Source organism: Aeromonas sp. 97A (assembly GCF_051919185.1).
Classification (GTDB): domain Bacteria; phylum Pseudomonadota; class Gammaproteobacteria; order Enterobacterales; family Aeromonadaceae; genus Aeromonas; species Aeromonas veronii.
On record NZ_JBQBFF010000001.1, the window covers coordinates 2,270,369 to 2,290,006 of the forward strand.

Below are 19,638 nucleotides of genomic sequence, written 5' to 3' on the forward strand. Positions count from 1 at the left end.
GCGCCAATCACCGGGCATCGCTCTCCCCGTCCACCGCAGAGGGCAACAGGGGTTGCAGCTCCGGATCCAGCTCGGGGAGCTGCTCCAGACTCTGCAGATTAAAGTAATCCAGAAACTCTCTGGTGGTGGCGAGCAGTTCGGGGCGACCGGCCACCTCTTTGTGGCCGATGCTACGCACCCAGCCACGCTCTTTCAGGGTATTCACTATCTGGCTCGACACCGCCACCCCGCGGATCGCTTCGATCTCGGCCCGGGTGATGGGTTGGCGATAGGCAATCAGGGTCAGAGTCTCCATCACGGCGCGGGAATAGCGCGGCGCCCGCTCGCTCCAGAGCCGCGAGAGCTCTTCGGCATACTCCTGACGCGCCTGAAAGCGCCAGCCGGAGGCGACCTCTTTGAGCTCGACGCCCCGCGAGCTGTAATCTTGCCTGATCTCGGCCAACAGCAGCTGAACATAGCGACTGGTCACCGGATAATCCGCCAGCACGCTGCTTTTCAGCTCGCTGACATTGAGCGGACGACCGGCCACAAACAGCGCCGCCTCGATCAGCGTCTTTAATCGTTCGGCTGGCAGTGCCATTGGGCGTTCCTCGCAAAAGCCATCTCAATGGGCAAGACCACGCTCCCCCTCCTCGCTCTGGCTGGCCAGGGCAAAATGGATCGGACCCAGAGGCTCGGCCTGCAAAATCCAGATCAGCTGCTCCTTGCACAGCTCCAGCAGCGCCAGAAAGGTCACCAGCACGCCCATCCGCCCCTCTTCGGCACGCAGCACCTGCTCAAGGCGCAGGGTCTGCCCCAGCGTGAGCATGGCGAGGATCTCCGCCATGCGCACCCGGGTCGGGATCTGTTCGCGACGGATCTGGTGATGTTCGAAATGAGTCGCGCGTTTTACCACACTTTGCATGTAAAGGGCGAGCTCAACCAGCGAAACATCGGGCGCCAGTGGCTTGAGGGCGCCAAAATCGGGGGGCAAGGCAGCGGCGATATAAATCTCCCGCTCCACCCGTGGCAGCTCATTGACCCTCTCTGCACCTACCTTGTAGCGCTCGTACTCCTGCAGGCGGCGAATAAGGGTCACCCGCGGGTCTTCTCCCTCCTCTTCATCCTCCAGCTCCGGCGCCTTGGGCAGCAGCAGGCGGGATTTTATCTCCGCCAGCCAGGCCGCCATCAGCAGATATTCGGCCGCCAGCTCAAGGTTGAGTCCCTGCATCAGCTCCACGTACTCCATGTACTGGGCGGTGATCTGCAGGATCGGCAGGTTGAGAATATCGAGCTGCTGGCGCCGGATAAGGTAGAGCAGCAGATCGAGCGGCCCCTCGAAGGTATCGAGGAACACCTCCAGCGCATCGGGCGGGATGAACAGGTCCTGAGGCAGCTCGTGATAGGGCTGCCCCAGGACTTTCGCGATGGGTAGCGCGGCGCCAGCCCCCGTCTCGGCGGAAGGGACTGTCACCGGTTCAGCGACATCACTCAAACGGGGTTGGATCTCCGGCGCCGCGACGACGCAATACCGGCTCGTCGTCAGAGAAATCGACCACTGTGGTGGGCTGCTCGCCCAGATAACCACCGTTGACCACCAGATCAATCTGCTTGCCCAGCTTGTCGAAGATCTCTTCCGGGTCAAACTCGGCCATCTCGGACTCCGGCAGGATCAATGTGGTGGAGAGCAGCGGCTCGCCGAGGGCTTCCAAGAGCGCCTGGGCAATCTTGTTGTCCGGCACCCGGATGCCGATGCTCTTCTTCTTCTCGTTCATCAGGCGGCGCGGCACCTCTTTGGTCGCCTTGAAGATGAAGGTGTAGGCGCCCGGGGTGTTGTTCTTGATCAGGCGAAATGCGCTGTTGTCGACCTTGGCGTAGGTGGAGATCTCGGAGAGATCGCGGCACACCAGGGTGAAATCGTGGTTGGCGTCGAGGCGACGGATGCGGCAGATGCGCTCCAGCGCGCCCTTGTCACCCATCTGGCAACCCAGCGCATAACCGGAGTCGGTCGGATAGACGATGACGCCGCCGTTCTGGATGATCTGTACCGCCTGACCGATCAGACGGGCCTGGGGGTTTTCAGGATGTACGTAAAAATGCTGACTCATAGCTTGTTCTCGCAATGGGGGCAGCAATACCTGCCCGCTCGTATGGTCACGGGCCAAAGACCCATGACACTACCTTAACCTGTTTGTGGCCGCTTCGCTGGCGCCGTTACCGGCTCGCCAGCAGCTCGGCATGTTGCTCGGTGGTGAGCCCAAAGTGACCGGGATAGGCAAGCCACACTATGGGAATCCCCTCTTGCCCGGCTTGTTCCCTATTTCGCTGGCGCCGTTACCGGCTTGCCAGCAGCTCGGCATGCTGTTCGGTGGTGAGCCCGAAGTGACCGGGATAGGCCAACCAGACGGGCATCCCCTCTTTGGGCAGCCAGAGGTGGCGGCCCAGCTCGGTCCAGTTGGAGGGGAAGTGAAAATCCGATCCCACCGAGATATAGAGGTCGTGATCCTTGGCCCACTGGCCCAAATTGGCCCGCTCCTGCGGGCTCTGCTGGGGCAATGACACCTCCATGGCATCGCCACCGGCCGCCTTGAAGGCCACCAGCAGCCGCTTGATCCACTTGGCGGTGAGATCGTAACGGCTGGGGTGGGCCAGCACCGCCAGCCCACCGGCGGCGTGAATGGCAGCGATAGCTTCGCTCATCTCGGGCCACTCGGCCGGGGCATACCCTTTATTGCCACGGCTCAGGTACTTTTTGAATACCTTTTGCATGTTGTCGGCCACCCCGCGTGCCACCAGCACTCGGGCAAAGTGGGCGCGGGTCACAGCGGCGTCACCGGCGAGCGCCTTGGCCTCTTCATAGGTGCCGGGGATGAGGCACTTCTCCAGACGACGCCCGATTTCCAGCGCGCGCGCCTCGCGACGGGCCAGCTGACCAGCCAGAAAGTCGGTCAGCTGCGGATTTTTTTCATCCACCCCCAGCGCCACGATATGAATTTCGTGATGCTCCCAGCCGGTGGAGATCTCGACCCCGCTCACCAATCGCAGCGGCAGTTGCTCGGCGTCGATGGTACGGCGCACCTCATCAAGCCCGGCGAGGGTGTCGTGGTCAGTAACTGCTAACACCTCGACCTGTTTCTCGGCGGCGCGGCGCACCAGTTCGGCTGGGCTCAGCACCCCGTCGGAGGCAGTGGTATGGCAGTGAAGATCGAATCTCATCAGGTTATTCCGCTCTCGTGGTCAGGTCACCATTCATGGCAAATCGGTGAAAGAAGGCTAAAAAGCGACTTGACTTGGCCGCGGCTTTATCGTTTTCTGTAGGCACTTCATTGCAAACATCTTTTTACAGGACTTTATCATGCAAACGACTTCCATCCTGACCATCTGGTGGTGGCACACTCCCTGACATGCGGGCGTGTGGTCGTTGCTGTACCTGTAATCTGACAGCAAATTAAGAACCCAAAGAAAAAGCCCGCTGACCCCAGCGGGCTTTTTTATTATCCGGCAAATGGACCTGTGATGAAACCGAGAATTCAGACAAGCAAGCTGACCTGGCGATGGCGCCCCTGAGCCAGCCACCCCGGACCAATTAAATTTTCAAGGAATTCAACGTCATGAACATCGGTAACACGCATCACACGCAAGGGAACGCACTATGACAGCCACACATCGCCTTCCTCTGGGTGAATTCGATACCCTCAAGCTCAACGCCCCCTATGTGGCCGATCCGCTGGCGCTCTATACCCGTCTCTGTCAGGGCCGCCCCAACAACCTGCTGCTGGAATCGGTCGAGATCGACTCCAAGGCGGGTAAACAGAGCCTGCTGCTGGTCGATGCCTGCCTGCGCATCGAGTGCCGTGGCCGCACCGTGCGGGTGCGCAGCCTGAACGACAACGGCGCCCAGTTGCAAAGCCTGCTGGCTGACCGTCTGCCTGCGGTGGTGGCTCGTTCGCTGGTAGATGGCGAATTGCAGCTCGATTTCCCGGCCTCCGATCGGGAGCTGGACGAAGATTCCCGCCTCAAGGGGAGCAGCGTGCTGGACGTGCTGCGTACCCTGCAGCGGGAGCTTGATTGCCAGCTCGGCAAAGAAGCCCTCTTTATGGCAGGCAGCTTCGCCTACGACCTCATCGCCTCTTTTGAAGATCTGCCCGACGTGCCGGAAGGGAGCAACGACTGCCCCGACTACTGCTTCTATGTGGCCGAGACCCTGATCACCATCGACCATATCGAACGCACCACTCAACTGCTGGCATGCATCTTTGGCGGCGACAGCGACGAGAGCCAGGTGGAAGACAGATACACCCGCCTGACCGAACGGCTCACCGACTTCAAACAGATTTGCCAGCAACCTCTAAGCGCCGAGCTGACCACCCAGCCCCTGACCGGTGGCATGAGCGTGGACAAGAGCGACAAACAGTTCTGCGCCGAGGTGGAGAAGCTCAAGGGCTTTATCCGCCGTGGCGATATCTTCCAGGTGGTGCCGTCCCGCTGCTTCTCCCTGCCCTGCCCGAGCCCCCTGGCCGCCTATCGCCGCCTCAAGCAGACCAATCCCAGCCCCTACATGTTCTACGTGCAGGATGAGGGCTTCACCCTGTTTGGCGCCTCCCCCGAGAGCGCGGTGAAATTCTGCGCCGCCAGCCGCGATGTGGAGATGTACCCCATCGCCGGTACCCGCCGCCGCGGCTTCAACCCCGATGGCAGCATCAACCGGGATCTCGATGGCCGTATCGAGCTGGAACTGCGTCAGGACGAGAAAGAGGTGGCCGAGCACCTGATGCTGGTGGATCTGGGGCGCAACGACATCGCCCGCATCTCCGAGCCCGGTACCCGCTACGTCAAGGAGCTGCTGAAAGTGGATCGCTACAGCCACGTGATGCACCTGGTCTCAAAGGTGGTCGGCACCTTGCGCTCTGACCTTGACGCCCTGCACGCCTATCAGGCCTGCATGAACATGGGCACCCTCACCGGCGCCCCCAAGATCCGCGCCAGCGAGCTTATTCGCATGGTGGAAGGCAAGCGCCGCGGCAGCTACGGCGGCGCGGTTGGCTACATCAACGGCGCAGGCGAGATGGATACCTGCATCGTCATCCGCTCCGCTTTCGTGAAAGATGGCGTGGCCCACGTACAGGCCGGTGCAGGGGTGGTCTATGACTCCAAGCCCCAGGCCGAAGCGGACGAAACCCGCGCCAAGGCGGCCGCCGTACTGGCCGCCATCGCAGCCAGCCATGGCACCTCCCTGCAAGCCCTGAGCGCCCAGCAGGAGCAACATAAGGACGTGAGCCAATGAGTACCGGATCAACAGCCACTAATATCTTCCTGCTCGACAACTTCGATTCATTTACCTACAACCTCGTCGATCAGTTCCGCTCCCTCGGTTATCCGGTGCGGATCTACCGCAACAGCCTGCCGGCGAGCCGCATCATGAGCGAGATCGCCGCCTGCGAAGGGGACGCCGTGCTGGTGCTCTCGCCGGGCCCGGGTGCCCCCCACGAAGCGGGTTGCCTGATTGATCTGATCAAACTGGCCCGCGGTCAGGTGCCCATCCTGGGCATCTGTCTCGGCCATCAGGCTCTGTGCGAAGCCTACGGCGGCACCGTCGGCGCGGCAGGCGAAATTGTCCACGGCAAGCGCTCCCTGATTGAGCACAACGGCCACGGTGCCTTCGCTGGTCTGCCGAGCCCGCTGCCGGTGGCCCGCTACCACTCGCTGGTCGCCACCTATGTACCGGAAGAGCTGACGGTGATTGCCCACTATCAGGGCATGCCCATGGCCATCGAGCAGCAGGATGAGCGGGTACTGGGCTTCCAGTTCCACCCGGAATCCATCATGACCTCGGAAGGGGCCCGTCTGCTGACTCAGGCGCTCGCCCATATCACCCGTCCAGAAAGCAGCGTGCGGTAAGGTAAGGAGACCAACATGCATCAACATCTCAACACCCTCTATCAGGGTCAGTCTCTGAGCCGTGAAAGTACCCGCGACGCCTTCGGTCAGGTGGTACGTGGCGAAGTGGATCCCATCGTGCTCGCAAGCCTGCTGACTGCCCTCAAGATCAAGGGAGAGACCCCGGAGGAGATCGCCGGCGCCGCCGAGGCGCTGCTGGCAGAAGCGCGCGACTTCCCGCGTCCGGACTATGCCTTCTGCGACATCGTCGGCACCGGTGGCGATGGCCTCAACACCATCAACGTCTCCACCACTTCGGCACTGGTCGCCGCCGCCTGCGGCCTGAAAGTGGCCAAGCACGGCAACCGCTCGGTCTCGAGCAAGTCGGGTTCGAGCGATCTGCTCGACAAAATGGGCATCAAGCTCGACATGAGCCCGGCGCAGGCGCGCCACTGCCTGGACGAGCTCGGCATCTGCTTCCTGTTCGCCCCCCAGTACCACGCCGGGGTGCGCCACGCCATGCCGGTGCGTCAGGCCCTCAAGACCCGCACCCTGTTCAACGTGCTGGGGCCGCTTATCAACCCCGCTCGCCCCACCTATCAGCTGATGGGAGTCTATGCCCCCGAGCTGGTGCGCCCCATCGCAGAAACCCTGCTGGCACTGGGGCTGAAAACCGGTATGGTGGTTCACGGCGCCGGGCTCGACGAGATTGCCATTCACGGCCCGACCCAGGTGGCCCAGATCCGTGACGGCGAGATCCGCGAGTTTCTGCTCACCCCGGCTGACTTTGGCCTTGAGACCTATCCGGTCAGCGCCATTCAGGGTGGGGAGCCTGAAGAGAACCGCGCCATCACAGCCGCTATTCTGGAAGGGCTTGGCACTCCGGCTCACAACGCCGCCATTGCCGCCAATGTGGCGCCGCTGCTGCTGATGGCGGGCAAGGCGACCGATCTCAAGAGCGCGGCGGCCGAGGTGCTGGCGGTGCTGGCGAGCGGCAAGGCAGCGGATCTGGCTGCTCGGCTCGCCACTTTGAGCCATCAGGAAGCGGGCCATCAGGAGGCATGATGTCAGCCACCACATTGCACAACAGTCATTCAGAACGCCCACAGGGCAAGAGCCAGTTTCGCAAGGATAACGAGATGTCAGACCTTATTGCCCCCCATGCATTTCTGAACATGGCCTCCATCAGCCAGACCATTCTCGGCAAGATCGTGGCGGCCAAGCAGGAGTGGGTCGCCGCCCGCAAACTGACCCAGCCGCTGGAGAGCTTCCAGAGCGCGCTGACCCCAAGCGATCGGGATTTCGTTGGCGCGCTCAAGGCGGGCTCCACCCGCTTTATTCTGGAGTGCAAGAAGGCCTCCCCCTCCAAGGGGTTGATCCGCGACGATTTCAGCCCGGAGGCGATCGCCGACATCTATGGCAAATACGCCACCGCCATCTCGGTGCTGACCGACGAGAAGTTCTTTCAGGGGGATTTCGCCTTTTTGCCGCGGGTGCGCAGCCGCGTATCGCAGCCGGTGCTCTGCAAGGATTTCATGATTGACCCCTATCAGGTCTATCTGGCCCGCCACTATCAGGCGGATGCCATCCTGCTGATGCTCTCGGTGCTCACCGACGAGGGCTATCGCGCCCTGTTCGCGGTCGCCAAAGAGCTGGGTCTGGGCGTGCTCACCGAGGTGAGCAACGAGGAGGAGCTGACCCGCGTCATCGCGCTGGGCGCGCCGGTGATTGGCATCAATAACCGGGATCTGCGCGACTTGAGCGTCGATCTCAACCGCACCAAACAGCTGGCCAAAGATATTCCGAGCGATCGGGTGGTGATCAGCGAGTCCGGCATCAACCACCGCGCTCAGGTAGCGGATCTGCGCCACCACGCCAAAGGCTTTCTGGTGGGCTCGTCATTGATGGCCGAGCCGGATCTGGAAGCGGCTGTGCGCAAGCTGGTACTGGGCCAGAACAAGGTGTGCGGCCTGACCCGCGCCGAGGATGCCGCCGCCGCCCATCAGGCGGGTGCGGTGTTCGGGGGTCTTATCTTTGTGGCAAAGAGTCCGCGCTATGTGGACATCCCCGCCGCCCGCGCCGTGATGGCGGGCGCGCCGCTCGCCTATGTCGGGGTATTTCGCAACGCCCAGCCCGCCACCATCGCCAAGACGGTGGATGCGCTGGGGCTCGCCGCCGTGCAACTGCATGGGGATGAAGATGCCGCCTATATCGAGGAACTGCGGCCGCTGCTGCCCGCTGGCTGCCAGATCTGGAAAGCAATTGGCATCACAAGCGGCGAGCCGCTGCCCGCCCTCGACTACCCGGCCGATCGCCTGCTGCTGGATACAAAAGTCGGCAGCCAGAGCGGTGGCACCGGTCAGGCGTTCGACTGGGCCCTGTTGGTAAATCTCGATAAAGCCAAGTTGATGCTGGCGGGCGGCCTTAATCCCGACAACGCCCTGCAAGCGGCACAAGTGGGCTGCCTCGGCCTTGATTTCAACTCCGGGGTGGAGAGTGCCCCGGGCCAGAAGGATGCGCACAAGATTGCAGCCGCCTTCGGCGCACTGCGCAACCTGTAACGCAACCCTTTTTGATATTTCGATTTAGCTAATACAAGGAAGAAGCCATGACCCTGCTCAACCCGTTTTTCGGTGAATTTGGCGGTATGTATGTACCCCAAATCCTTATCCCCGCCCTGCTCCAGCTGGAGAAAGCCTTCGTCGATGCCAAGGATGACCCGGCCTTTATCGCCGAGTTTCAGACCCTGCTGACCGAGTATGCCGGCCGCCCGACCCCGCTCACCCTGACCCGCAATCTGACCAAGGGCACCAAGACCCGCCTCTATCTGAAGCGTGAAGATCTGCTGCACGGCGGCGCCCACAAGACCAACCAGGTGCTGGGGCAGGCGCTGCTCGCCAAGCGGATGGGCAAGAACGAGATCATCGCCGAGACCGGCGCCGGTCAGCACGGCGTGGCGACTGCACTGGCCTGCGCCCTGCTCGGCCTCAAGTGCCGGGTCTATATGGGCGCCAAGGATTGCGAGCGCCAGAAACCGAACGTATTTCGCATGAAGCTGATGGGCGCCACCGTCATTCCGGTGCACTCAGGCTCGTCCACCCTGAAAGATGCCTGCAACGAGGCGCTGCGTGACTGGGCCGCCAACTACGAGTCGGCCCACTACCTGCTCGGCACCGCCGCCGGCCCGCACCCCTTCCCCACTATCGTGCGGGAGTTCCAGAAGATGATCGGCGAAGAGGCCAAGGCCCAGTGCTTCGAGAAGGAGGAGCGGCTGCCCGATGCAGTGATCGCCTGTGTCGGCGGCGGGTCGAATGCCATCGGCATGTTTGCCGACTTTATCGATGAGCCTTCAGTGCGCCTTATCGGGGTCGAGCCGGGCGGTCACGGCATCGAGAGTGGCGAGCACGGCGCGCCGCTCGGTCACGGCAGCAAGGGGGTCTTCTTTGGCATGCACTCCTACCTGATGCAGGACAATCAGGGCCAAATTCAGGAGTCCTACTCCGTCTCGGCAGGGCTCGACTTCCCCTCCGTCGGCCCGCAGCACGCCCATCTGGCCGCCATCGGCCGCGCCGAGTACCCCTCGGTGACCGACAAGGAGGCGCTGGACGCCTTCCAGGAGCTGGCCAAATCCGAAGGCATCATACCGGCGCTGGAGTCCTCCCACGCGCTGGCTCACGCCCTCAAGATGGCCCGCAGTGAACCGGAAAAAGAGCAGGTGCTCATCGTCAACCTCTCCGGCCGTGGCGACAAAGATATCTTCACCGTCGCTGACATTTTCGAGAAAGAAGGAACCTTGTCATGAACCGTTACGCACAACTCTTCTCCCGTCTGGACGCGGCCAATCAGGGCGCCTTTGTGCCGTTCGTGATGCTGGGTGACCCCACTCCTGAACTCTCCTTGGCCATCGTCGATGCGCTGGTCGCAGGGGGCGCCGATGCCCTCGAGCTCGGCATTCCCTTCTCCGATCCGGTGGCGGATGGCCCCACCATTCAGGGCGCCGCCCTGCGGGCGTTTGCCAGCCACACCACCCCGGATGACTGCTTCGAGCTGCTTGGCCGCATCCGCGCCAAGTACCCGCAGTTGCCCATTGGCCTGCTGGTCTACGCCAACCTGGTCTATGTGCGCAAAATCGACGGCTTCTACGAGAAGTGCCAGCAGGCGGGCGTGGATTCGGTGCTGGTCGCCGACGTGCCGGTACAGATGTGCGCCCCCTACAAGGCGGCCGCCGACAAGTTTGGTATCGACAGCATCTTTATCGCCCCGCCCAATGGCGACGCCGAGACCCTGCAGCAGGTGGCGGAGCTCGGCAATGGTTACACCTATCTGGTGAGCCGCGCCGGCGTCACCGGTGCCGAGACCAAGGCCGGCATGCCGGTGGAAGGTCTCATCAATACCCTGCGCGAGTTCAACGCCCCCCCCGCCCTGCTCGGCTTTGGCATCAGCGAACCGGCTCAGGTGCGTGAAGCCATCGCCGCGGGCGCCGCTGGTGCCATCTCCGGCTCCGCAGTGGTGAAGATCATCGAGACCCACCACCAGAATCCGGAGCATATGCTCACTCGTCTGAAAGAGTTTGTGGAAGGGATGAAGGCCGCGACCAATCGATAAGGGACGGCATGGGTCAAATGCCATTAGCCGTGAGTGATCCGGCTGCGTATCCACATTACGCATAGCAGCCATCGTTGCATCACCATATCAAAGGGAGTCTGACCGGCTCCCTTTCTTTTTATCTCGCTCGCACCCGCTTGCAGCTCTGGGCGTCTTGCCCCCTCTCCCCCCGGGAGAGGGCTGGGGGTGAGGGGGATTGTACATACTCTGCGAAGCAAGATGCTCAATCAGCCCACGCCTTAATGACTAATGTATTGATCCAACACAGATTCCACCAAAACATGCTTCTCAAAGCCCCCCCTCCCCCTTAAGATACCCGAATGACAATCAACCTCTCGGAAGAACGCCATGAAAGCGATTGTTGCTATCTCGCAGGTTAACAGCAGCGAACTGGGGGCTGTCACTCAGGGGCGGTAGCCTGCCCTGTTCAAAACGACATCGATAAGCATTGCTGAATAAAGCCGACTCCATATTTGTTGTTCAAAGTCTTAGTGAATTAAATTTTTAGAGAGCGATAGATGAAGTATACGAGTAAGGTCATGATTTAATTTTTTCGGCATTCATTAGGAGAATGATATTTAATAGGAAAGGATTTGTTATCTTACTAATTCCACCATCCATCTAATCACCTTTCTTCATATAAAGGAAACTTCAGTGCCAGATTTCGTTGAAATATATAAATTACAATATGAAAGAATTGCTCAGCACGAGAATCAAAGATTAGCATTTAGCAACCTAGTTATCGCGATTACCACTACGGCATTGGCATTTGCAACAGAAACAAGTTTGCAATCCAATCCAGTATCTTTTTTTCTACTAATTGCATTGCTCGTAATTATTAATATCACAGCCATACAATTCATAGCGAAATCACGTTTTTGGATAAAACATCACCAGGCTCGAGCTCACGCAATCCTAAATGAGCATCTTCCCGAAGCGAATAAAACAATTTCAAAAATAGAAAAAATAAATAGTGATAATGATTTATACAAGCGCCCAAACCTTCATAAAAATCTACATATAACTATAATTGTAATCACAATCTTGTACAGCCTATTCATCGCTTGGCCAAAAATATCTCCTATTGTATGCAGCATATAATAAAACATTTAACTATTACTTACTTCGTTCACTGAGCGGCTCAGATAGTATTTTTAAAACTGTAATTTTAATCGTTAATTTATTGGAGAGATAATGGACGTCATTTTAAGTAAAAAACATTACAGGCGATCATTTTTTCTAGTTGTAGCCTTAATTTTGGCATTGTCATTCTTAACTAGGTTCATTGCCATTCCTTTTTTTGAACCAACAGAAAAGGTTAATCTAATTCAATTTTACGTAACTATTCTAGATACCCTTTCTACATCTTTAATTATTACTGTATTTATTGGTGCTTTCATTTTTTGGCTTACACCTGAGATAGTTAAAAAGTCTGTAATGGAGGTCATTGAGCCAAAAGAAATTAATCCACTATTTAAAAAAGCAGCGACCGAAACAAAAACATGGATAAACAAAGGTGCATGTGGACGTTATACAAGAGCTGTTACTCTTCCATCATTAGCTCAATCTGCAAGACATGAAGGAATAGGTCGAGATATACGAATAATTCTGTTAGACCCCGCAGAGATGGATACATGTGAAGAGTATGCAAACTATAGGCGTAGTTTAAAATCTGCGGATACGAGAGGGCCTTGGACTAAAGAAAAGGTTCAAGAGGAAATTATTGCCACTATTTTAACAGCATTGCAATTTAAGAGTAAAGAGCCACTACTTACTATTGAAATTCATCTAACGTCAAATTTCTCTGCATTTAGGTAGATATTTCAGATTCTTATGTGATAGTCACAAAAGAGGACAAAGAAGCTGCAGGCCTAAGAGCCGACTCTGGAACTTATTTCTATAACTCTTACAAGGATGAAACTCGCCTTATCGAAAGACAATCAAAAAAAGTTATCTTTGACAAACCAGTTAATATAAATAAACACACACCACTTGATGATTTGATAAAAATAATCATCGATGCAGGAATATTAAAAGACAAAGAAATAGAGTTGCTCAGTTTAGAGAACATACTAAACTATATAACCAACCCCAAGGAACCATATAGCTAATGAATGAATATTTAAAGAACATATCTACACTCATTTCAGCCTGTAATAATAGAGAAATTGAAGCCAAGGAGATTTGCGAGCTTGCCATCAAGAAAAATATAAAGTTCTCATGGCACCCTCTAGGGTTCGTAATGGCAACTTTACTTGATGAAGGCAGTGAAAAAGTTCGCATTCATTTATGGTCAAAGAGCTTTGACAAAGCACAGAAACCCACTTGGTTAGTACACGATCATAAGTTTGATTTAACCAGTTGGGTTCTTAGTGGGACAATCCAGAATATAGAGTACAAAAATTCAGCCTCGTCAAAAACTCACCAGCTATATTCTGTCACTTATAACTCCACAGGTTCAATTCTAACCAAGCTGGACGAAGTCCATGATTTGAAGATAGAAAAAACCCAAGAGATAAGCTCGGGTGAGAAATATAAAATTGAGGCAGGAATTTTTCACCAGTCTATTTCTATGAGCAAAAATACTACGGTTACAATATGCCATACTGTAGATAAAAACTCTCATACCCCTCTAGTAATAGGGGAACTAGATGGAAAACAAAGTTATTATTATCAAAGGTCCCTGGTTCATATTGATGACCTACAAAAAATCATAAGTGAAATATAAGATATATTTTAAATCTAATTTTCACACAAGTTTTTTGGTCGATTTATAGTTTAAGGAGGAATCTTGATATTCATGTTTTTGACCAAATACCTACACAGCCAAAGATTTCAGCCCCCCGCCTATCTGAGCAAAATGTTGTATGGCTAGAATTGTGAGATTGGGATGCCAACAATGGAGGCTTAGGCTTCTCTCCCCATAAGTAAACGTTGGAAGATTTGAGAAGTTGCATGATAGAAATCAGCCGAAAAACAAAACGACTGGCCATCATCTGCTTTTCCCTGTTTCTGTTAAGACTCGGATTTCGCGCCTTTGGCTATGACCTGCTTTATCACAATCCGAATGATCCCTACGGTATATCGGATTTGATTGAAGTGGCGTTAGCCCTCATATATCTGGTGAGTCTGGGTCTCTGCATACTACATACCCTGTGGATATTACTCCGACACCGGGATCAGGGTGCCTTGGTGGCCTCAGCCCTGCTCGCTCTCTGTGCCATACAGTGGCACAGTTATGACTATCTTCATCACTTGGCCACCAGTCTCAGCATCCCCTAGGGCCCCTGCCCCACACCCGCCATCCCATCAATACCAGCATCAATAGACCTCCCGGCAGCCAGACCCAGTAGAGTTCGGAGAGGATCACCGCTTCACCCCGGGCGGTGAGATAGGCCTCCAGCTTGAAGGGGGCAACCCGGATCACCTGCCAGGGGGCAAAGAAGCGCTCATCCCGCCACGGCCAGAGCCAGCCAACCCCCTTGCCGCCGGAGGTGAGGGAATCGAGCAGGCTGTGAGAGAGCAGAGAGACCAGCAGAAACGACCAGACGGTGGCGACACGGGCCCGAAATTGGCGGTGAAACAGCATGGCCAGTGTGGGCAGGGCAAGGGCGAACAGCAGTGAGTGAGTAAAGCCGCGGTGGCCAAAGACATGGCCGTAGGCGACCCCCAGTTTAAAGGCGAGCACATCGGCATCGGGCAGCATAGCGATGGCGACACCGGCCAACAGCAGGCGGGGCGGGATAATCCGGCTGCCAAGCCCTAGTCCAAGGCAGAGAGGGACGGCGGCGTGGGTGATGATGGTGGGCATAGGGTGAAGCTCCAACTGAAAACGTTGGCCTACCTTATCCCCGCTCGGTGAAGTGAAGGTGAAGTGCACCCTCTTATGTTGCTTGATTCCTCCCTCGAATCCTTATCCATCAGCCATAAGAGGCGTCACTCAGGAAGTGATGAAAACGGCTGTTGCGCGCGTCCCCAAAGCCGGGGCTGAGCTTCTTTCCTTTGTTTCCTCTGTATTGGCTCGCAGTTAGATAAACGCAGCGCCAATCAGCCTTGGCACGTTAACTTGAAATGTTCATTTAACTGCGGCTGACATACAGAGCGGGATCGTGATAAGTAGTCTCTTCGATTCACATCACAGGGATAGTGGCAGCGATGAATGTATCAAAAAGCGTCATGCAGATTGCGAGCGTTATCAGCCTCTGGTTAATGACAGGGGGCATGGCAGAGGCCGCCTCTGCGCAGCTGCAGCAAGAGCCGTACGCGCTGATCTATAACGGGCCTGTTTCTGATGGGGATAGCACCAGAGCGATTGCGGATGTGGTCAAGCAGGTGGGCTTGCCGGTCAGGTATCTTTCCAATATCGGGGCGCTGCCTGCAGAGCTCGATAATGCCAGAGTGTTTATCGTTGGCGGCACTGAGGACGATGTTGAGCCGCTCCTCAACGCCTTCACCGCGGACGCGCGTTCGGCATTAAAAACCTATTTGCTAAGCGGTGGCCGATACCTCGGGATCTGTGGGGGTGCCTTTGTGGCATCCAGCGGCTGGTCTGAAGAAGAGGGCTTTGTGCCGGCGCTGGGCCTTGTCCCTGCGACATCCGATGATTATGACGGCGACTTTAGCGCCAGGATCTTCCCGATCAGCTGGCTTGGTGAAGAGCGCCAGATGTATTACCAGGCTGGCCCGCAGTTTACGCCGGTGCCAAGCCCAGAGCAGGTCAAGGTTATCGCCCATTTTCAAAACCATCATATTGCCGCGCTGATCAGCTCATACGGCAAAGGCAAGGTGGCCGTTTCCGGGCCACACCCCGAAGCCCCTGAATCGTGGAAAGCGAACGCGGTGGATGGCGACAAGATGGAGTCGAATATTCATCTAGCAGCAGGACTCGTTAACGAGTTGCTCTCCGAAGAGCCCGTCACCCATTCGAAGTAGGCGCGTCCCTACGCCCCTGGATGTGACCCCATTGCTCGGCCCGGAAGCCAGGCCGTCCAATCAGCCGCAATCCATAAAAAAACCACCGACCTGCAAAAGGTCGGTGGTTTTTTTATCGGTGGTAGATAACGGGTAGCCGATACGAAGCGTTCGCTACCTCAACCTTCGCCCGGGAGCGAGCACTACTCTTCCTGCTCCTCCGGTTGTCTCTCCTCACCCCGTATCTGTAGCAGCTCCTCGACCCTGGCTTGCCACTTGTCGTGGGCCTGTTTGCGCTCCTGCTGCATAAATGCTTCTCGCATGGTGTCGATTTTCTGGTCAAGTGTTTCCATCAGAGTGTCTCCTTGTGTGACCGCGTAAAGACTGGCTGACGGCGCGTTGGCCAACCTGCTCCCCTAATCTGACACCGCTAATGCCGTTACTGCCCAATCAAATAATCGATTGGAAATAGGAAAACCTATCTAAAAATTCTTTTTCGTGTTTATTCCACCACGCCAGCGCGAGGGAAACAGGCCGCTCAGAGCGGGATGATCCGGCACGCGGCCAACACGTTGTTGAGTGTGGTCGCCCCTCTTTTCAGGGGAATGAGGCGCCGTCACCCAATCCACCCAGTGAGGGGTAACGGCAGATTTTCGGGGTGTTGCTGTGCCCATGATCACACAGTCACAACTCTCGCCCTCCTCTCACCGCGCCCCCGCTTTTTATCATCTAGAGTTAGCGGGCAGTGCAAAGCTGCTGATTTATATACATTCGCCGCCAAGAGGGATCTTTTTTCATGACCGAGCATATCGATCTGCTACCTATCAACACGGATGATGAGCAGGACGCAGGCAACCGTTACCTCTACTACACCGAAGGGGATCTGGCCCGCATTCTCGCCAATCTGGAGCAGCTGCGCCACGCGGTGTTTCCGGCCGCCATCGGAGAGAGCGAAACGGGCGCCACCGTGCCCCACAACTTTCCCTCCGTCTGTCTGGTGGGGCTGGGGCGCTGCGGCTCCAACATCGCGCAGGATGTGGCCTCGCTGGTCTACAACGCCCGCAGCTTTTATCTCAATGAGTTCAATAGTGAAGAGCAACGCAAGCGGGAGAAGGAGTTTGGTCCGGTAAGCTGGATCCGGCGCAATCTTCGGCTGCCAAGCAACGGGGCTCGACCGGTCTTTCTGATCGAGCCCATGGTGATGCTGGGGGATCTGGACAAGGACATTGATGGCCGCATCCGCCACTCCAATCGCAGCGGCGAAGGTGGCTCCTTGCGTGACTACGCCAAGATGCGGGTGATGGACTTGTCGGAGATCCATGCGGGGGGCGCAGGTAACGCCCCTATCCTTGGCCAGTATCTGGCCAAGATCATCCTCAACAAGAGTCCCCACTACTTCGCCAACTCCGAGTGGCAGGCCATTCATACCTATCTGGTGGACTCCTGCGGCATCAAGGCCAACCAGTCCCGCCTCTATTTCTACATCTTCAGTGCCGGGGGCGGCACCGGCTCCGGCATGGCCTCCGAGTTCGGACTGGCCCAACAGTACTCCTACATGAGCAAGACTTTTTCGCCCCCGTCAGAAGAGGAGGAGCACCTCTCCCTCGGGGAGCACTTCATGTTCGATCCCATCTTCACCAGCGGTATCTGCATCCTGCCCAATATCTGTGATCGGGGTATCGAGATCTCGGAAGCGCTGCACATCAACGCGGGGCGCCTGCTGTGCAAGTATCTGGCCGAAGAGTGGGACTTCTCCTATCACTTCGACAACGAGCAGGCGTGCGATGCCAGCATGCTCAAGCGGATCAGGCCCTGGAATGCCATGATGCTGATCTCCAACGACATCATGCGCTACGCCGAAGAGAGCGACGATGGCGAGATCCAGCATGTTGATGTCAACACCATGGAGAAGTACGCCAACCAGTACATCTCCCAACAGATCTTCAACATTCTTACCGCTCAGGCCGTCACCACCGACTACGACGAGAACTACTTTCGCCGGGCGGGCATCGATATCAGCGAGACCATTCGACTCGATGCCAACGACCTCTTTATGAGTCTGGCGGGGCCGGTGGCGGTGGCGTATGCCGAGTCCATCTCGCCCCCCGGCGGCCTGTTTGACAAGGAGGACGGGCTCAATGTGGACGATCTCTTCACCCGTTCCATCGAGCTGCCCCACTTCAACAAGATGACCCAGGCCATCGAGGGGATCAGTCTGCTGCCCATCGAGGCGGGCAACTATCGGGAGTATCTGGACGACTATGTGAAAAGCGGCCATGACCCGGCCCACCTCAACGAGCTGCACTTCTTCAAGAACTGCTCCTCTGTGGTGTCGATCATCTCCCTGCCCAAGGAGTACAAACTCTCCTATATGGATCTCAACCGGCTCAAGTCTCACCTCAACGGGCTCTTCCCCAATACCACCCTCAAGCGCTATGCGCTGGTCATCGGGGCGTCGGCCAACATCTCCCTCACCACCCTGATCGTCAAGAGCCCCTGCCTGAGCGATGACTTCCTGACCCTGATCGTGGCCTTTATCAAGCGCTGCTTTGCCAAGGATCACTATCGCTTCGATGAGCATCTGGACAAGGCGGTGATCGAGATGATCTGCAATGAAGAGTGGAACGATGCGCTGCTCGACAGCATGCTCAACGAGTTCGAGAACCCGGCCAAGATCCTCGATACCAACTGGTACGCCATCAAGCCCATGTATGAGAAGAAATATAGGGAGCTTATCCGCGAGAAAGAGAAGTTCGTCTCCATCAACGATATTCGCCTCAGCCGCGAATCTGTGAAAAAGGCGCTGCTCTATCTGCGGGAGATCTATCGCCACCGGGTCAGCAAGACCCGCATTCTCTCCCTCAATCCACGGCTGGGGGAACCGAATGCTCGCTAGCACCCTGCCCATAAGCAAAGCGCCAGCCCCACATGGGGCGGGCGCTTTTTTTACTGGCGCAGCCTGGTTTTATCTCATCAGAGCGAGACAAAGATCCCGGCCAGGGTTGCGCTCATCAGGTTGGCGAGGGTCGCCGCCAACACCGCCTTGAAGCCCATATTGGCCACATCGTGGCGGCGCTCCGGCGCCATGGTGCCGATGGAGCCAAGCTGCACCGCAATGGAGCCCAGATTGGCAAAACCACACAGCGCGAAGGTGATGATGATCTGGGTGTGGGCACTCAGATCTGCCTTGATATTGGCAAAGTCCAGATAGGCGACGAACTCGTTCATGATCACCTTCTGACCGATCAGGGAGCCTGCCGCCATCATCTCGCTGGCGGGCACGCCAATCAGCCAAGCCACCGGAGCAAACAGATAGCCCAGCAGCTGCTGCAGGGAGAGATCGGCCCAGCCGAACCACTCGCCGACAGTGGTGAGACCGGCGTTGATCATGGTGATGACGCTGACAAAGGCCAGCAGGATGGTGCCGATGGCCACGGCGATCTTCATACCGCCCATGGCGCCGCCCGCCAGTGCGTCGATGGCGTTGCTGTAGTCGCTCTTGTCGAGGGTGATCTCGGTCTGATCTCTCACCTGCTGCTGCTCCGGCACCAGCAGTTTGGCCATCAGCAGGCCACCCGGCGCCGCCATAAAGGAGGCGGCGATGAGGTATTTCAGATCCACACCCAGACCTGCGTAACCGCCCAGCACCGAGCCCGCCACCGAGGCCATGCCGCAGGTCATCACCGCAAAGAGTTCGGAGCGGGTCATACCGGCGAGGAAGGGGCGAATAAGCAGCGGCGACTCCCCTTGCGACAGGAAGATATTGCCAGTGGCCACCAGGGATTCGGCGCGGCTGGTGCCGAGCAGGCGGTGAATGGCGCCGCCCAGCACCCGGATCACCCACTGCATGATGCCGAAGTGGTAGAGCACGGCGATCAACGCGCTGATAAAGATCACCAGCGGCAGCACCCGCACGGCGAAGATAAAGCCGTTGCTGGCCAGATCGCCAAACACGAAACGGATGCCGCTGTCGGCAAAGCCGAGCAGGGCGGAGACGCCATTGCTCATGGCACCGAGCATGATTTGTCCGGGGGGGAAATAGAGCACCAGGGCAGCAAAACCGGTTTGCAGGGCGAGCGCACCCAGCACGGTTCGCCAGCGGATGGCTCGGCGGTTTTCACTCGCCAGCCAGGCGATAAACATCAGGGCCAGCATACCGACCAGACTCAATAACAGTGTCATCTTGCACCTATGAAGAGAGGAGTTTCATATGGCAAGTCTGCAGACAGGCGTCGCGGGCGATCCGGCGGGAGAGGTGCCGACCCA

19 protein-coding genes are annotated in these 19,638 nt (G+C 57.1%); 12 read left to right on the forward strand and 7 right to left on the reverse strand.

Annotated features, from left to right (window positions below; genetic code table 11):
* Positions 1-7: 7 nt before the first annotated feature.
* From scpB to rnm, 4 genes are all read right to left on the reverse strand, one after another.
* Positions 8-580: an SMC-Scp complex subunit ScpB gene (gene scpB, locus ACTG27_RS10040; RefSeq protein ID WP_058057734.1), complete on the reverse strand. Its 573-nt coding sequence runs from the start codon at positions 578-580 to the stop codon at positions 8-10.
* Between the two features lie 24 nt (positions 581-604).
* Positions 605-1,474 (reverse strand): segregation and condensation protein A, encoded by an 870-nt coding sequence (locus ACTG27_RS10045; protein ID WP_439979610.1) that lies wholly within the window; start codon positions 1,472-1,474, stop codon positions 605-607.
* Positions 1,467-2,087, reverse strand: a complete 621-nt coding sequence (locus tag ACTG27_RS10050) for an L-threonylcarbamoyladenylate synthase (protein WP_021231208.1) — start codon at positions 2,085-2,087, stop codon at positions 1,467-1,469. The genes ACTG27_RS10045 and ACTG27_RS10050 overlap by 8 nt, the downstream gene beginning before the upstream one ends.
* Before the next feature lie 226 nt (positions 2,088-2,313).
* Positions 2,314-3,195, reverse strand: a complete 882-nt coding sequence (rnm, locus tag ACTG27_RS10055) for an RNase RNM (RefSeq protein ID WP_064336955.1) — start codon at positions 3,193-3,195, stop codon at positions 2,314-2,316.
* A gap of 436 nt (positions 3,196-3,631) precedes the next feature.
* Here rnm and ACTG27_RS10060 point away from each other — a divergent pair, with 436 nt between their 5' ends.
* From ACTG27_RS10060 to ACTG27_RS10105, 10 genes are all read left to right on the forward strand, one after another.
* A complete protein-coding gene (locus ACTG27_RS10060; protein ID WP_439979611.1) occupies positions 3,632-5,263 on the forward strand; it encodes an anthranilate synthase component 1 in 1,632 nt (543 codons plus the stop codon).
* Complete coding sequence (locus ACTG27_RS10065; RefSeq protein ID WP_013723977.1) at positions 5,260-5,877, forward strand: aminodeoxychorismate/anthranilate synthase component II; 618 nt, start codon at positions 5,260-5,262, stop codon at positions 5,875-5,877. Before ACTG27_RS10060 ends, ACTG27_RS10065 begins: the two co-directional genes overlap by 4 nt.
* A gap of 15 nt (positions 5,878-5,892) precedes the next feature.
* Positions 5,893-6,921: an anthranilate phosphoribosyltransferase gene (gene trpD / locus ACTG27_RS10070; protein ID WP_439979612.1), complete on the forward strand. Its 1,029-nt coding sequence runs from the start codon at positions 5,893-5,895 to the stop codon at positions 6,919-6,921.
* On the forward strand, positions 6,921-8,417 hold the full coding sequence (gene trpCF, locus ACTG27_RS10075) for a bifunctional indole-3-glycerol-phosphate synthase TrpC/phosphoribosylanthranilate isomerase TrpF (RefSeq protein WP_439980511.1): 1,497 nt from the start codon (positions 6,921-6,923) through the stop codon (positions 8,415-8,417). The genes trpD and trpCF overlap by 1 nt, the downstream gene beginning before the upstream one ends.
* 47 nt (positions 8,418-8,464) lie before the next feature.
* A complete protein-coding gene (gene trpB / locus ACTG27_RS10080; protein ID WP_019445646.1) occupies positions 8,465-9,658 on the forward strand; it encodes a tryptophan synthase subunit beta in 1,194 nt (397 codons plus the stop codon).
* Entirely contained in the window at positions 9,655-10,461 is an 807-nt protein-coding gene (gene trpA / locus ACTG27_RS10085) for a tryptophan synthase subunit alpha (protein ID WP_005347360.1), read from the forward strand. Before trpB ends, trpA begins: the two co-directional genes overlap by 4 nt.
* Before the next feature lie 654 nt (positions 10,462-11,115).
* Complete coding sequence (locus ACTG27_RS10090; RefSeq protein WP_167570271.1) at positions 11,116-11,562, forward strand: hypothetical protein; 447 nt, start codon at positions 11,116-11,118, stop codon at positions 11,560-11,562.
* Between the two features lie 93 nt (positions 11,563-11,655).
* Positions 11,656-12,279 carry a hypothetical protein gene (locus tag ACTG27_RS10095; RefSeq protein WP_439979613.1) on the forward strand — a complete coding sequence of 208 codons (624 nt, stop codon included), beginning with the start codon at positions 11,656-11,658 and terminating at the stop codon, positions 12,277-12,279.
* A gap of 17 nt (positions 12,280-12,296) precedes the next feature.
* Positions 12,297-12,572 carry a hypothetical protein gene (locus ACTG27_RS10100; RefSeq protein WP_439979614.1) on the forward strand — a complete coding sequence of 92 codons (276 nt, stop codon included), beginning with the start codon at positions 12,297-12,299 and terminating at the stop codon, positions 12,570-12,572.
* Positions 12,572-13,189, forward strand: a complete 618-nt coding sequence (locus ACTG27_RS10105) for a hypothetical protein (RefSeq protein ID WP_167570273.1) — start codon at positions 12,572-12,574, stop codon at positions 13,187-13,189. Before ACTG27_RS10100 ends, ACTG27_RS10105 begins: the two co-directional genes overlap by 1 nt.
* Before the next feature lie 540 nt (positions 13,190-13,729).
* On the opposite strand, the gene ACTG27_RS10110 is transcribed toward ACTG27_RS10105, so the two are convergent.
* Entirely contained in the window at positions 13,730-14,272 is a 543-nt protein-coding gene (locus ACTG27_RS10110; RefSeq protein ID WP_167570274.1) for a metal-dependent hydrolase, read from the reverse strand.
* A gap of 344 nt (positions 14,273-14,616) precedes the next feature.
* On the opposite strand from ACTG27_RS10110, the gene ACTG27_RS10115 reads away from it, so the two are divergent.
* Positions 14,617-15,393: a BPL-N domain-containing protein gene (locus tag ACTG27_RS10115; protein WP_439979615.1), complete on the forward strand. Its 777-nt coding sequence runs from the start codon at positions 14,617-14,619 to the stop codon at positions 15,391-15,393.
* Positions 15,394-15,575: 182 nt separating this feature from the next.
* On the opposite strand, the gene ACTG27_RS10120 is transcribed toward ACTG27_RS10115, so the two are convergent.
* Positions 15,576-15,725 (reverse strand): hypothetical protein, encoded by a 150-nt coding sequence (locus ACTG27_RS10120; protein WP_005338159.1) that lies wholly within the window; start codon positions 15,723-15,725, stop codon positions 15,576-15,578.
* A gap of 443 nt (positions 15,726-16,168) precedes the next feature.
* Between ACTG27_RS10120 and ACTG27_RS10125 the strand changes: the two genes are divergently transcribed.
* Complete coding sequence (locus tag ACTG27_RS10125) at positions 16,169-18,268, forward strand: hypothetical protein (RefSeq protein ID WP_439979616.1); 2,100 nt, start codon at positions 16,169-16,171, stop codon at positions 18,266-18,268.
* A 77-nt stretch (positions 18,269-18,345) separates the two neighbouring features.
* Here ACTG27_RS10125 and ACTG27_RS10130 read toward each other — a convergent pair whose 3' ends face one another.
* The gene (locus ACTG27_RS10130) at positions 18,346-19,554 is read right to left on the reverse strand and encodes a NupC/NupG family nucleoside CNT transporter (protein ID WP_213386836.1); all 1,209 of its coding nucleotides are present in this window, start codon (positions 19,552-19,554) and stop codon (positions 18,346-18,348) included.
* Between the last annotated feature and the right edge of the window lie 84 nt (positions 19,555-19,638).

Bases quoted from the DNA above. Each gene is read 5' to 3' on its own strand.
- ACTG27_RS10110 (WP_167570274.1), bottom strand. From the start codon at position 14,272: ATGCCCACCATCATCACCCACGCCGCCGTCCCTCTCTGCCTTGGACTA.
- ACTG27_RS10115 (WP_439979615.1), top strand. From the start codon at position 14,617: ATGAATGTATCAAAAAGCGTCATGCAGATTGCGAGCGTTATCAGCCTC.
- trpD (WP_439979612.1), top strand. From the start codon at position 5,893: ATGCATCAACATCTCAACACCCTCTATCAGGGTCAGTCTCTGAGCCGT.
- ACTG27_RS10095 (WP_439979613.1), top strand. From the start codon at position 11,656: ATGGACGTCATTTTAAGTAAAAAACATTACAGGCGATCATTTTTTCTA.
- ACTG27_RS10050 (WP_021231208.1), bottom strand. From the start codon at position 2,087: ATGAGTCAGCATTTTTACGTACATCCTGAAAACCCCCAGGCCCGTCTG.
- rnm (WP_064336955.1), bottom strand. From the start codon at position 3,195: ATGAGATTCGATCTTCACTGCCATACCACTGCCTCCGACGGGGTGCTG.
- trpB (WP_019445646.1), top strand. From the start codon at position 8,465: ATGACCCTGCTCAACCCGTTTTTCGGTGAATTTGGCGGTATGTATGTA.
- trpA (WP_005347360.1), top strand. From the start codon at position 9,655: ATGAACCGTTACGCACAACTCTTCTCCCGTCTGGACGCGGCCAATCAG.
- trpCF (WP_439980511.1), top strand. From the start codon at position 6,921: ATGTCAGCCACCACATTGCACAACAGTCATTCAGAACGCCCACAGGGC.
- ACTG27_RS10060 (WP_439979611.1), top strand. From the start codon at position 3,632: ATGACAGCCACACATCGCCTTCCTCTGGGTGAATTCGATACCCTCAAG.
- scpB (WP_058057734.1), bottom strand. From the start codon at position 580: ATGGCACTGCCAGCCGAACGATTAAAGACGCTGATCGAGGCGGCGCTG.
- ACTG27_RS10065 (WP_013723977.1), top strand. From the start codon at position 5,260: ATGAGTACCGGATCAACAGCCACTAATATCTTCCTGCTCGACAACTTC.
- ACTG27_RS10105 (WP_167570273.1), top strand. From the start codon at position 12,572: ATGAATGAATATTTAAAGAACATATCTACACTCATTTCAGCCTGTAAT.
- ACTG27_RS10130 (WP_213386836.1), bottom strand. From the start codon at position 19,554: ATGACACTGTTATTGAGTCTGGTCGGTATGCTGGCCCTGATGTTTATC.
- ACTG27_RS10125 (WP_439979616.1), top strand. From the start codon at position 16,169: ATGACCGAGCATATCGATCTGCTACCTATCAACACGGATGATGAGCAG.
- ACTG27_RS10120 (WP_005338159.1), bottom strand. From the start codon at position 15,725: ATGGAAACACTTGACCAGAAAATCGACACCATGCGAGAAGCATTTATG.